Genomic DNA, 12,535 nt, shown 5'->3' with positions numbered 1-12,535 from the left:
TTGTCAGCAGTCTGAAGTGCAGGTTTATCACCTGCGCTTTTTTGTTATGGTCTAGGTACAAGTGTTTCAAGGATGAGAATAGCGCTGGCGTTATGCGAGTGCGTTGTAATGACAAGGAGCTGTCATGAAATCCCTTTCGATCCAATGGAAAGTCACGCTGGTGGCTGGCGCCTGTGTCGCCATTACGGCAGCAGCGCTGCTGAGTTTTTCGTCGTACGTGAATCAGCAATTCCATCAAACCGTCAGCGCTGCGAGTACGCAGAGCTTAAAACAATCCGCACAGCGCTTAGCGACAAGCCAAGCACAAGTGCAAGCCACCCATGTTCAACGTTCGCTTGATGAGGCGGTGTACCGCGCACAAATGCTGGCCCAAAGTGTGGTGTATTTACAGTATAACGCGGAGCAAAATTTTACGGATAGTGGTGAGCTTCGCGGCTCGATTAATGAACTCGTCCGTCGCTCGGTCGTGAACTTCGACAGTGTACAAGCAGCGTTTGTCGTGTTTAAGCCCAATGCACTTGACCAAGAAGATGAGTTTTACCAATTAGACAGCGAACGCGGCGCCAATGCCGCTGGCCGCTTTGCCAGTCTATGGCAAAAGCGTGGTGACCAGTTGACGCCATCAGTGCTGAGCGAATCACAAATTAATGATACCGCCCGCACCGCCTCCGGGCAGCCCAGCAATTATTGGTATCAATGCCCTCTCAGCCAAGGTACAGCTTGTGTGTCTGCTCCCCAAAGCGACACAGAAGGCTTACATGTTACGATTTCCTCACCGCTGATGCGTGATAGTGACGTGCTCGGTGTGCTGGGTATTGAGATCCAATTGAACGATCTACAAGCCTTGATTGAGCAAGCGGACCAAGCACTCTTTGACGGCCGTGGGCATATTAGTGTGATCAGCCAGCGTGGTCAGCTAGTGGCAACTGATGAGCCGAATGCATTGGGGAGTGATATCTCGCAATTGCGTTATGCACCATCTCAGCTGTCAGAGTGGATAAGCGCAGGGGACGCGAAAACGCAGTGGCAGAAAGGCCACTTAATGACCTATGTGCCGATTGCGTTACCCAGTGCAACATGGGGAGTGCTCATTTCGCTGCCGGAACAAGCATTGCTGGCGAGTGCGACACAGCTAGCGTCGCAGATAACCGCGCAACGCGCGCAAGCCGCCACAACTGAGCGTACCTTGGGCGTGATTGCCATTCTACTGGCTTTAGTCGTCGTGAGTCTTGCTGCTCGGCAAATCGTTAAACCATTACGCCTTTTAGCCGCTCGGTTAGCGGAGATTGCGGATGGTGATGGCGATCTGACTCAGCGCATTATCCTCAAAAACCGCGATGAAATTGGTGTATTAGCTGGGCGGTTTAATCGCTTTCTCGATAAGCTCCAGCCCATCATGGCAAACGTGATTGATAGCGTTAAAGAAGCGGAACACACCGCTAAAGAAGTATCACGCGTGGCGGCGCAAACTCGAGATGGTAGTCGTGAACAAGTCTCAAGCTTGGACGCGGTGGCAACGGCCTCGGAACAAATGACGCAAACGGCGACGCAAGTCGCCCGCCATACTGAATCCGCACTGAGCGCGGCCAGTGCCGTGAACACTGCGACGGAGCGTGGGGAGGCGATTGTCACAACCTCGTCTGAAGCGATGGCGCGCTTGGTCGAGACACTCAATGGTGCCACGCATGATGCGCAAGCTTTACATAAAAGCAGCCAAGACATTACCGAGATTTTAACCGTTATTGATACCATGTCAGAGCAAACTAACTTGCTTGCGTTAAACGCGGCCATTGAAGCGGCGCGCGCAGGGGAGCAGGGGCGCGGGTTTGCGGTGGTCGCAGATGAAGTCCGAGAATTGGCCCAGCGAACCAACCAGTCTATCTCGCAGATCCGTACTGTTATTGACTCGCTGCAGTCAGGGGCTGACTCCGTTGTCTCTGCTATTCACGATGGCAATCAACTGGCAGATCATACCGCGGAAAAAGTGCAAGAAACCGTAACCAGCCTAGATCAAATACGTGCGGCGATGCAGGAGATGATGGATCTGAATAGTGAAATAAGTGCCGCGGCTGAACAACAAAGTGCTGTCTCAGGCGATGTCACCCAAAACGTGACGCATATTCGTCAGCGCAGTGATGAACTCTTGTCGCATGCTGAATCCACCGCCAGCATCGCTAGCCAGCTTGAAGGGTTAGCAGGCCGCCAGCGTGCGCTTACGGCCCAATTTAAAGTATAACCTTGATGAGACGCGGTTACTCTGGTGCTTCCTCTAGGGGGTACCAGTAGCCGCGATTGACCCAAAGCGTGAGCATCGGCCAAAACAGGCTATTGTCAGCGGCATCGCCGAGGGTTTCCCAATCAATAAAGCGCTGATTACATAACGCTGGGGTGAGTGACTCACACCCTGCGGGTAAATCAAAGCTTTCACCGAGCATAAAAATCATTTCAGGCTGGTCTGGGTGATAAAACGCACGCAAGCCGCTGAGTTTTTCTAAGCAAAGCCCATCTTGCATGGCGGCTTTGAGGCTATCAGGCTGCCACTGCGGATCGGGGCTGAGCAAGTCGAGCTCGTGTCGAGCCTGAGAGAGAAACTCGCCAATCCAGCGCTTTTTACGGGTTTCGTCGTGCATTAACGCCATCATCATCTCATCCATTTGCGCGAGATGTTGTGGATCCAATGCTGCCGGCGCGTCGGGTTGTGCTTGCATGGCTGGCCAATGGAAATGATGGTCGCCTGCTTCATCGACGATAACTTGGTCGGCATAGCTACTCAATAGCTCGCGGGCTTTTGGTGAGCGATAGCCAATTGAGTAACTGAGCGAGGGCGCTAGCGTATCCCCTTCATGCGGAAAGCCCGGTGGGATATAAAGAATGTCGCCCGGCTCTAACACCACATCGATGATGGCATCGAAGCCGGTAATTTGCTTAAGACCTGTTTCCAAATTGGCTTCTTGATACTGCCCTTTGGGCCCCACACGCCAGCGACGACGCCCTTGGCCTTGCACAATAAAGACATCGTATTGATCAATATGAGGACCAACGCCGCCATGCGGTTGGGAATAGCACACCATAAGATCGTCGAATAACCACTGAGGCAGTGTCGAAAAGGCACTGGCTAGCTCGCGGGCGCCCGGGTGCCAGTGGTTGGCTGCCTGAACAATCAGTTGCGCGTGAGTATCAGGAAAGTCGCTAAAATCCTCAAACGGTCCGTGGGCAACCTGCCATTGACCATTCGCGTGTGTCACCATGCGAGAATCAATATCGGCTTCCATCGCCAAGCCTGCGACTTCCTCTGGGTCGATGGGATCCTCGAAGTCTATAAAGCCTTGGCGGATAACGGTAGGCGCTTGGTGCCAATAGGTGGACATAAAGTCGGCAATGGAAAATTGAAACTGATACATAGCATCACAGGTTAAGAAATTTGCGGCAGTATAACGCGCTGAGCGGGGCGGTGCGAGGGGGATAAAAAACGGCCTCCAAATGGAGGCCGTGAGGTATGGGAGCGTTTTGCTTAAAGTTTGTCAGTGAGCTTGACCGCATCACCAATATAATTGGCAGGCGTCATTTGCTTAAGACGCGCTTTTTCATGCTCTGGTAAATCAAGGCCATCGATAAACTGGCGCATGCCTTCACCATCGACACGTTTCCCGCGTGTAAGCTCTTTCAGCTTCTCGTACGGCTTCTCAATCCCATAACGACGCATTACGGTTTGAACGGGCTCTGCCAGTACTTCCCAGTTTTTGTCCAATTCAGCTTCGAGCGCCGCTTGGTTCACTTCCAGTTTGCTGATCCCTTTAAGGGTCGAGGTATAAGCAATCAAGGTGTAGCCTACACCCACGCCCAAGTTACGCAGCACGGTGGAGTCAGTCAGATCTCGCTGCCAACGAGAAATCGGTAGCTTTTGGCCCAGATGAGAGAAAATCGCGTTCGCCAACCCTAGGTTGCCTTCCGAGTTTTCAAAATCAATCGGGTTCACTTTATGTGGCATGGTCGATGAACCAATTTCGCCCGCAACGGTTTTTTGCTTAAAGTGGCCGAGTGCAATATAGCCCCAGATATCGCGGTCAAAATCGATCAAGATAGTATTAAAGCGCGAGACGGCATCAAAAAGCTCGGCAATGTAATCATGCGGCTCAATTTGGGTTGTATACGGGTTCCAATCAATACCAAGCGAGGTGACAAAGGCTTCGCTGTAGGCGTGCCAATCAATCTCTGGATAGGCTGAGAGGTGCGCATTGTAGTTACCGACTGCGCCGTTGATCTTACCGAGAATTTCAGTGCTCTCGACTTGTTTGATTTGGCGCGCCATGCGGTAGGCAACGTTCGCCATCTCTTTACCCATGGTTGAAGGAGACGCAGGCTGGCCGTGGGTGCGAGAGAGCATAGGCACATCACGGAACTGCTGAGCCAGATCTTTCACCGCCGCTTCAAGGCGCTTCATCTCAGGCAAGATAACGGTATCGCGCGCTTCTTTAAGCATCAGCGCGTGAGACAGGTTATTGATGTCTTCAGAGGTACAAGCGAAGTGAATAAATTCGTTAACAGCATTCAGCTCAGGGTTGTCAGCCACTTTTTCTTTTAAAAAGTATTCAACCGCTTTGACGTCATGGTTGGTGGTGCGCTCAATCTCTTTGATGCGCGCAGCGTCTTGCTCACTAAATTCAGCGGCAATGCGATCCAATAATGCATTGGCCTCATCACTAAACGCAGGCACTTCTGTGATGCTGTCAGTCGCAGCAAGCTTTTGCAGCCAGCGGATCTCGACGATGGTACGATACTTCAATAATCCAAATTCACTAAAAATCGATCGCAACGCAATCGTTTTCGTGCCATATCGGCCATCGACCGGGGAAACAGCAGTCAGCGCTGACAGTTCCATTTTTTGTCTCCTGAGTTCAATCTGATTAGGTACGGGCTAGAATGATTTTGGCCTGTTCAACCATGTTTTTACGGCCAAAGATGAGGTGTCTGCGTTTGCCGCCAACTTGGCGCCATAATACAGCACTGCGGATCCCTGACAGCAAAATGGCACGCACGCGATGTTGAACACCGGTTTGTTGTAAATGCTGAGGGTCACCAGAAACTTGAATCCGTGGGCCCAGCGGGCTGATCACGTCGAGGTAAATGCTGGCAAGGTTACTGATCATCTGCTCATCGAGCAAATCGAAATGGCTGACTTGGCGCTCGATGGTTTCAATACGATCACCGAGCTGGGCCATCGCATCACGGCGACTGGCAAGCTTACGCTCTAAAGCCAATAGGTTGATGAGATAGCGCGTCAGCTCCGTCCCATTACGGCCGTTATCGAGTTGATGGATCAGTGTTTCCAAGCCAATACGTAGGCCGCGTTCGCCATCACCTGTGATTTCCCCCGCCTCACCACGAAAGACGTCGAGGGTCGAGGAAGGGTTGGTCACAATTATGCTGCTTAAACTGGTGCGCAGCGCATCTTGGTCGCAATATCCCTGACGGGATACATCTTGCACCAACTTGGCTGCTTGACAAATGCTCGCAAAGGCGAGGGTGCGATCATAAATCGTCTCTGCCACTGATCACGGCTCCTTAAATGCGTTGCTCGATGATGCCACCGCCAAGACAAACGTCGCCATCATAAAACACGGCAGATTGGCCAGGCGTAACGGCAATTTGCGGTTCATCGAAAGTGACTTTAATCGTGTCATTATCGATAGGCGTGATAGTACATGATATATCATGCTGACGGTATCGTGTTTTCACCGCACAGCGACGTGGCTCAGTGATAACTTCGCGATCGACCCAGTGCAATTGGGCGGCAATTAAGCCTTCTGAATACAAACGAGGATGGTCGTGACCCTGACCGACAATCAGTACATTGCGTGCGACATCTTTATCGACCACATACCAAGGCTCTTCGCTACCATTACCGCCTTTCATGCCGCCAATCCCCAGTCCTTTTCGTTGGCCGAGTGTGTGATACATCAGGCCTTGGTGTTCACCAATGACGTCGCCGTCCGTGGTTTCAATCGGGCCCGGTTGTGCCGGCAAGTACTTAGCAAGAAAATCAGTAAACTTGCGCTCACCAATAAAACAAATACCGGTCGAGTCTTTCTTTTTCGCGGTCACGAGGCCTTGTTCTTCAGCAATTTGGCGTACTTGTGGTTTTTCCAGTTCGCCCACGGGGAACAGACTCCGCGCGACTTGCTCATGGCTCAATGTATATAAGAAATAGCTTTGATCTTTATTGCCATCTAGGCCGCGCAACATTTGTGCTTTTTCGCCATTTTCTGGAAACGAACGGCGTACATAGTGACCCATAGCAATGTAGTCAGCGTCTAGCACTTCGTCGGCAAATTCGAGAAATGCCTTAAATTTGATTTCTTTGTTACAAAGAATGTCTGGATTAGGCGTGCGGCCTGCTTTGTACTCCGTTAGGAAGTGCTCGAAAACATTATCCCAATACTCAGCGGCGAAGTTGATGGTGTGCAGTTCAATGCCTAGCTTATCGCAGACAGCTTGTGCATCGGCCAAGTCTTCTGCAGCAGAGCAGTACTCTTCGTTGTCATCCTCTTCCCAGTTTTTCATAAACAGGCCTTCGACCTGATAACCCTGTTGTTTCAACAAGTAGGCAGAAACGGACGAATCAACACCGCCGGACATTCCGACAATCACTTTTTTGCTGCTGTTATCTGACATGGTGATCACAAATGCTGCTATCAATAAACGGACGCTGAGTTTAACAGAATCCATTCGTCGGATACAGATGTGATAAGGCTCACACGTTAGCCGTTTCCCAAAGTGAGTAGATGGGTAGGTAGATGGTCGCGTGACCTGTGACCGATCCGGCATATGTTAATACTATTCATAGCAATGAGGGGTCATACTTGGGATTGGATGCGCGCCATCCTTGGCGCGGAGGGGCTGTGTGCGCATATCGATCGATGGTGTGTTCAGGTATTCCTAGTACTCATTGCGTTTCTTCGACGGTGCGCGCTTGGACGGGCGAGTGCGCCCACGTGGTGCTTTCCCTTTTGCGCCTTTGGGTTTAGGGGTGAATTGCTCAAAGCCTTTCGGGGGAGCGACTTCACGCCACTGGCCCGGCTGTAAATCTTCCAGTTGCCACGGGCCCAGCTGAGCGCGGATCAAGCGCAGCGTCGGGTGGCCGATATGTGCAGTCATGCGGCGTACTTGCCGATTTCGCCCTTCACGCAAAACCACTTTTAACCAAGTGGTAGGAATGTTTGCGCGATAACGAACCGGGGGATGGCGTTCCCAAACGGTGGGTGGTGCCATTTTGGTGACATCGGCAGGCAGCGTGAGGCCATCTTTTAATTCGACACCGTCGCAAAGTGCTTGGATTGCCTCTTCGCTGGGTTCGCCTTCAACTTGCACCCAATAGGTTTTGTCGGATTTGGAGGACGGCTGGGTCAGTCTTGCTTGTAAGGCGCCGTTATTGGTAAGGACCAGCAACCCCTCGCTGTCCTTATCAAGCCGACCGGCTGGATAGACATCTTTGACTGATACGATGTCGGCTAATGTGCTATCGGCGGGTTCGCCACTGAATTGCGTTAACATATTATACGGTTTGTTAACGAGAATAACGCGTGTGGTGCGTGGGGATGAAGCTTGAGTGGGCGGTGCTGTTGGCGCTTTTTTCGTTGTGTTTAAAACAGTATTCGATGCTGGCTTGGCGCGGGGTTTCTTGGTCATAAGGACTGTCAAATAGATTAAACGGCAAATGAGACTTCCGTATTATACACGTAATAATCTGTTTGGCGTGTTGCCTGAATTCAAGTATCCTCAGTGCGCATCTTACACAAAGATAACAAATGGACGCTAGGAGATTAAAATGGAAAGTAAAGTAGTTGTACCGGCGGAAGGTCAGAAGATCACGCTCGACGGCACAAAACTGGTAGTCCCTAACCACCCAATCATCCCTTACATTGAAGGGGACGGCATCGGGATGGATGTTAGCCCTGCAATGATTAAAGTTGTTGATGCAGCAGTTGCTAAGGCCTACAACGGTGAGCGTAAGATTTCATGGATGGAAATCTACACCGGTGAGAAATCCACCAAGGTATACGGTGATGATCAATGGCTGCCTGCTGAAACACTTGATTTTATTCGTGAATACAAAGTTGCCATCAAAGGCCCACTGACAACCCCTGTGGGTGGTGGTATTCGTTCTCTGAACGTAGCCCTTCGTCAAGAACTCGATCTTTACATCTGCGCGCGTCCTGTTCGCTACTTCACTGGCGTTCCTAGCCCACTGAAAAAGCCAGAAGACACGGATATGGTGATCTTCCGTGAAAACTCAGAAGACATCTACGCGGGTGTCGAGTTTAAAGCAGGCACCGCGGAAGCGGATAAAGTGATTAAATTCCTGCGTGAAGAAATGGGCGCCAACAAAATCCGTTTCCCAGAGCAGTGTGGCGTGGGTATCAAGCCAATCTCAGAAGAAGGCACTAAGCGCCTGGTTCGTGCGGCGCTTGAGTATACCATCGATAACGATCGCGACTCACTGACTATCGTCCACAAAGGTAACATCATGAAGTTTACCGAAGGGGCGTTTAAAGACTGGGCGTATGAAGTGGCCAAAGAAGAATTTGGTGCTGAGTTGCTGGACGGCGGTCCTTGGATGACGATGAAGAATCCAAAAACCGGCAAACAGATCACCATCAAAGACTCCATCGCGGATGCGTTCTTGCAGCAAATCCTGCTGCGTCCGGCGGAGTATGATGTGATTGCCACTATGAACCTGAATGGCGACTACATCTCCGATGCACTGGCAGCGCAAGTTGGTGGTATCGGTATTGCTCCTGGTGCCAACATTGGTGACGGTGTGGCGCTGTTTGAAGCTACCCACGGCACGGCGCCGAAATACGCCGGTCAAGATAAGGTGAACCCAGGTTCACTCATTCTGTCTGCAGAAATGATGCTGCGCCATATGGGCTGGTTTGAAGCCGCTGATCTGGTGATCAAAGCAATGGAAAAAGCGATTGCGAACAAAACAGTGACCTATGACTTTGAGCGTCTGATGGAAGGTGCAAGCCTGCGTAAGTGCTCTGAGTTCGCAGATGACATGATTGCGCAAATGTAATTGCATTATCGCACGATGACAAAACCCGGCTTGCTAGCTGGGTTTTTTGTTTGTGGTCTTGGAAATAATCCACTCAGGCTATCAGTCTATATCTTCCCACGACAACGGGGTGCCTTTGGTTAACGCGCGTGTTGCGCGCTTTCCGATCACGGCATCATAGTGTTTCGGTGCCAACCCAAAGCCCGGACGAATACTGCGCACATTATCGGGCGTCAGTGGCTCACCGGGTGCGATATCCTCACAGACATACAAGGAACGCCTAAATTGCCGGTTGCTCGACTCGGCCTCTCGTATAGTGAGGGCGCTTTCTCCTAACGCTTGCCACGCCGCGTAGGTTTGCTCACAAAGCGCACTGAGTGCAGGTGGGGTAAGCGAGAAAGCGGCATCCGGGCCTCCCGAATCTTCAGAGAGCATCACATGTTTTTCAATCACGCACGCGCCGAGTGCGACGGCTGCGATCGCGGCGGTGTTGGTCAGCGAATGATCGGATAAGCCCGCCAAGGTTTGATAGCGTGTGGCTAAGGTTGGAATGGTTCGCAGATGGCTTTGTTCAATCGGCGCAGGGTAGGCGCTGATACAATGAAGCAACACCAGCTCACGACAGCCGTTATCACGGGCCGTCGCCACCGCCTCGGCAATCTCTGTCTCGTCAGCCATGCCGGTTGAGATGATCATCGGTTTACCGGTTTGCGCGGCATAGCGAATCAAGGGCAAATCAATCGCCTCGAACGAGGCAATTTTATAGGCAGGAGCGTTAAGATCTTCGAGCAAATCAATCGCTGAGCAATCAAAAGGAGAGGAGAATAAGGTGATGCCTTCTTTTCTCGCGTGATCAAATAACGGCTTGTGCCACTCAAACGGGGTTTGTGCCCAGCGATATAGCTGGTGAAGACTATAACCATCCCATAGTCCGCCTTTGATCTGAAACTCATCGTGGTCGCAATCAAGGGTAATGGTATCGGCGGTATAGCTTTGCATTTTGACGGCATCGGCACCGCAAGCTTTGGCCATGGAAAGGGTTTGTTTGGCAAGCTCAAGGCTACCATTATGGTTCGCCGACATTTCGGCAATGATATAGGGAGGATGCTGGGGGCCGATCAAACGGCCTGCAATCTTAATGTCGTTCATAAACCGTATCGATATTCAGTTTGGTTTGAAGGGCGCTGGCGCCTTGCTGCCACTCATCCGCGGACAAAGACAGGCATACAATCTCGACGGTTTTTCCCTCAGGCAGGGAAAAGGTGCGTTGCCGACTTTGCGGCGTTTCACGAAAGCCAAAGCGTTGATGTAGCCGAACCACCCCCTGATTATGACTGAGCACCTCACAGTTCAATTGGGTCACGCCCAAGGTCTCAAATGCTAAACTTAATGCGCCAAATTCCATGAGTGCGCCGCTGCCACGCGGTGCATCCGGAGCCGCATAAAAAGCCCAGATCGCACTTGTCCTCTTCTCGCTATCGAGGTCAAGATTGACCACGCCAAGTGGCTTGTCCGGTTGGCTGTCTACGCGCTTATAAACGATATAAAAATAACGGTGCGTGTTGGCGAGCATATGGCTGAACCATGCCTTGTGCTCATCATGGCTAATTTCATGCTGGGTGTACATAAACTGGCGGACAGTGGGACGATTGCGCCAATGCCATAAAGTGTCACTGTCCGCGTGACTCACCGCTTTAAAAATCAGTTGCATAAGTGATGCTCCAAGGCCGCGACCACGCGCTCTGCGCCTTTTCCATCAGTGATCGCTGGTAGGGTAGGAAGCTGATGCCAGTTTGCCGCAAGGTGCTGCAGTGCAGACGCGTAATCTTGCCAGCGGGTGTGCTCACCGCGTCCCAAGTACTGATAGCCTGGCTGTCCGGCGAGATACTCGGCCATGGCGTGTTGGTTTTCCGCCACACACACCAAGGTGCTCGGGACCCCCAAGCAGCTGCGCTCAATGGCTGTTACACCGGCCGCCCCAAACGCGTAGCGTGCCCGTGCCATGTGGGCATCAAAGTCCGACAGTGCTTCCACTACGCGAACTCCATCGGGGACAGGCGCTTTACACAATACATCGCGGTCTGGGTTACGCTGGCCGGTGACAATTAATAGCGAGAAAGGCAAGCTCTCGCGCTTCTGCTCATGTGCTAGGTGTTTGACCGCGTCCACGAGCTTGCGACTTTCACCGGTCGGATCCGTGCCGGAGAAAAAGGCGATCACCTTATCTTCCCGCGGCGGTGGAGACTGATGTAAGGCGGCAAATACTGGACGCAATAGTGCATAGTCTGGCCCCAATAAGCATCGGGCTTGTGAATTTAAAAGCTGTGACGCGTAGCGCGTGGTGAGATCAGGCCAAGGATTTTGATCGAGTAAAAACGCGCAATCGTGGGGCCGATTGGCTAAATCATCAACCACCATCACCGGACAGCCCAAGTGGGTGTGAATCGATTGTTCCCAGCGGGCATCTAAGGCGTAATGATCCACCACCATTAAATCCACCGGCTGGTTAGCCACGCATGCGGTTGTCTCTTCGGCATCTTGCCACTGGCTCACACCCAGCCAATCGGTGTTGCTAAGCAAGTTTTTTGGGGCAGGCAACACCGCCACTGTTAAGCCTTGCTCTTGGCTCACCGCTATCAAGTTACCGGGTAAGTCGCGACAGACCAAGGTTACCTGATGACCAGACCCTTGTAGCATGCTAGCCAACACGTGCATGCGGCTGACGTGCCCAGTGCCTATCGCTTGGGAGGCATCGACTCGAATGGCAATATGGCTCATAGCAAGGCCTGTTGCTCCAACAGTTGATACATTAGCTCAGCGCGTAGCCAGTCGTCAGGCTCATCAATGTCTTGCACGCGGTAATGGGGGATCAACACGGCTTTCGAGTGGGGGGCAAAAACCGGCTCGCGCGCTAAAAACGCACTTGGCGTGCCCCAGTAAAACATTCCCGCATCGTGGTACGCCGGTTGTAAGTCTTGTGAGCGCGTAGTGAAGTGCTCGGGCCACAACATGCTGACACTGCCATCGGCATCGACATGAATACTGCGCTGAATTGGAAAGGCGTAGCGGGTGGCGGCAAAACTGTATTTGACAGTGTCGCCGTTCAGTAACGCTAAGCCTTGGCGCAAGTCATCCGTGGTGACAAAGGGAGTGGTCGCATACAAGCAGCATACCGCGTGCAAAGGCGTGTGCTGTGGCGACTGGTTCAGCCACTGGATAGCATGCTCAAGCACATCCAAGGTCGTGGCGTGATCACCGGCAATCTCGGCGGGACGTACAAAAGGCACTTCAGCGCCTGCATCGCGTGCCACACTGGCAATGTCGTCGCAATCGGTGGAAACCAAGACCCGATCGAATAACCCACTTTGACGTGCTGTCGCAATGGCATAAGTGATAATGGGCGCACCGTTAAACCGTTTGAGGTTCTTGCCCGGAATGCGTTTGCTGCCACCTCGGGCGGGAATAATACATACATTCATC

Annotated in this window: 10 protein-coding genes and 1 pseudogene; 2 read left to right on the top strand and 9 right to left on the bottom strand. The window is 52.0% G+C overall.

Going from position 1 to position 12,535, the window contains the following annotated elements:
- The first annotated feature begins 124 nt into the window (after positions 1-124).
- Positions 125-2,236 (top strand): methyl-accepting chemotaxis protein, encoded by a 2,112-nt coding sequence (locus BGK46_RS04355; RefSeq protein WP_069587349.1) that lies wholly within the window; start codon positions 125-127, stop codon positions 2,234-2,236.
- Between the two features lie 16 nt (positions 2,237-2,252).
- On the opposite strand, the gene BGK46_RS04350 is transcribed toward BGK46_RS04355, so the two are convergent.
- The 5 genes and pseudogenes from BGK46_RS04350 to BGK46_RS04330 form a co-directional block, all read right to left on the bottom strand.
- Positions 2,253-3,401, bottom strand: coding sequence for a cupin domain-containing protein (locus BGK46_RS04350; RefSeq protein ID WP_069587348.1), 1,149 nt, complete (start codon positions 3,399-3,401; stop codon positions 2,253-2,255).
- A 110-nt stretch (positions 3,402-3,511) separates the two neighbouring features.
- Positions 3,512-4,879 carry an adenylosuccinate lyase gene (gene purB, locus BGK46_RS04345; protein ID WP_069587347.1) on the bottom strand — a complete coding sequence of 456 codons (1,368 nt, stop codon included), beginning with the start codon at positions 4,877-4,879 and terminating at the stop codon, positions 3,512-3,514.
- A 25-nt stretch (positions 4,880-4,904) separates the two neighbouring features.
- On the bottom strand, positions 4,905-5,549 hold the full coding sequence (hflD, locus tag BGK46_RS04340; RefSeq protein ID WP_069587346.1) for a high frequency lysogenization protein HflD: 645 nt from the start codon (positions 5,547-5,549) through the stop codon (positions 4,905-4,907).
- Between the two features lie 13 nt (positions 5,550-5,562).
- On the bottom strand, positions 5,563-6,672 hold the full coding sequence (gene mnmA, locus BGK46_RS04335; protein ID WP_069587353.1) for a tRNA 2-thiouridine(34) synthase MnmA: 1,110 nt from the start codon (positions 6,670-6,672) through the stop codon (positions 5,563-5,565).
- A 384-nt stretch (positions 6,673-7,056) separates the two neighbouring features.
- Positions 7,057-7,686 (bottom strand): annotated as a pseudogene (locus tag BGK46_RS04330) (pseudouridine synthase); the annotation flags it as partial.
- A 139-nt stretch (positions 7,687-7,825) separates the two neighbouring features.
- Between BGK46_RS04330 and icd the strand changes: the two are divergent.
- A complete protein-coding gene (icd, locus tag BGK46_RS04325) occupies positions 7,826-9,076 on the top strand; it encodes an NADP-dependent isocitrate dehydrogenase (RefSeq protein ID WP_069587345.1) in 1,251 nt (416 codons plus the stop codon).
- Between the two features lie 81 nt (positions 9,077-9,157).
- Here icd and pseI read toward each other — a convergent pair whose 3' ends face one another.
- From pseI to pseF, 4 genes are read right to left on the bottom strand one after another with little or no spacing between them, the layout of a single operon-like run.
- The gene (gene pseI / locus BGK46_RS04320) at positions 9,158-10,204 is read right to left on the bottom strand and encodes a pseudaminic acid synthase (RefSeq protein WP_069587344.1); all 1,047 of its coding nucleotides are present in this window, start codon (positions 10,202-10,204) and stop codon (positions 9,158-9,160) included.
- Complete coding sequence (pseH, locus tag BGK46_RS04315; RefSeq protein ID WP_069587343.1) at positions 10,191-10,766, bottom strand: UDP-4-amino-4,6-dideoxy-N-acetyl-beta-L-altrosamine N-acetyltransferase; 576 nt, start codon at positions 10,764-10,766, stop codon at positions 10,191-10,193. The genes pseI and pseH overlap by 14 nt, the downstream gene beginning before the upstream one ends.
- On the bottom strand, positions 10,757-11,833 hold the full coding sequence (gene pseG / locus BGK46_RS04310) for a UDP-2,4-diacetamido-2,4,6-trideoxy-beta-L-altropyranose hydrolase (protein WP_069587342.1): 1,077 nt from the start codon (positions 11,831-11,833) through the stop codon (positions 10,757-10,759). The genes pseH and pseG overlap by 10 nt, the downstream gene beginning before the upstream one ends.
- Positions 11,830-12,534, bottom strand: coding sequence for a pseudaminic acid cytidylyltransferase (gene pseF, locus BGK46_RS04305; protein WP_069587341.1), 705 nt, complete (start codon positions 12,532-12,534; stop codon positions 11,830-11,832). The genes pseG and pseF overlap by 4 nt, the downstream gene beginning before the upstream one ends.
- Between the last annotated feature and the right edge of the window lies 1 nt (position 12,535).

The sequence above is a fragment of the Salinivibrio sp. SS2 genome (genome assembly GCF_001722075.1).
Classification (GTDB): Bacteria; Pseudomonadota; Gammaproteobacteria; order Enterobacterales; family Vibrionaceae; genus Salinivibrio; species Salinivibrio proteolyticus.
This window is presented reverse-complemented; position numbering and strand designations above follow the sequence as displayed.

What these genes read in the sequence shown, in the direction of transcription:
- purB (WP_069587347.1), bottom strand. Translation starts at nt 4,879, where the DNA reads ATGGAACTGTCAGCGCTGACTGCTGTTTCCCCGGTCGATGGCCGATAT.
- pseI (WP_069587344.1), bottom strand. Translation starts at nt 10,204, where the DNA reads ATGAACGACATTAAGATTGCAGGCCGTTTGATCGGCCCCCAGCATCCT.
- BGK46_RS04350 (WP_069587348.1), bottom strand. Translation starts at nt 3,401, where the DNA reads ATGTATCAGTTTCAATTTTCCATTGCCGACTTTATGTCCACCTATTGG.
- pseG (WP_069587342.1), bottom strand. Translation starts at nt 11,833, where the DNA reads ATGAGCCATATTGCCATTCGAGTCGATGCCTCCCAAGCGATAGGCACT.
- pseF (WP_069587341.1), bottom strand. Translation starts at nt 12,534, where the DNA reads ATGAATGTATGTATTATTCCCGCCCGAGGTGGCAGCAAACGCATTCCG.
- BGK46_RS04355 (WP_069587349.1), top strand. Translation starts at nt 125, where the DNA reads ATGAAATCCCTTTCGATCCAATGGAAAGTCACGCTGGTGGCTGGCGCC.
- pseH (WP_069587343.1), bottom strand. Translation starts at nt 10,766, where the DNA reads ATGCAACTGATTTTTAAAGCGGTGAGTCACGCGGACAGTGACACTTTA.
- icd (WP_069587345.1), top strand. Translation starts at nt 7,826, where the DNA reads ATGGAAAGTAAAGTAGTTGTACCGGCGGAAGGTCAGAAGATCACGCTC.
- mnmA (WP_069587353.1), bottom strand. Translation starts at nt 6,672, where the DNA reads ATGTCAGATAACAGCAGCAAAAAAGTGATTGTCGGAATGTCCGGCGGT.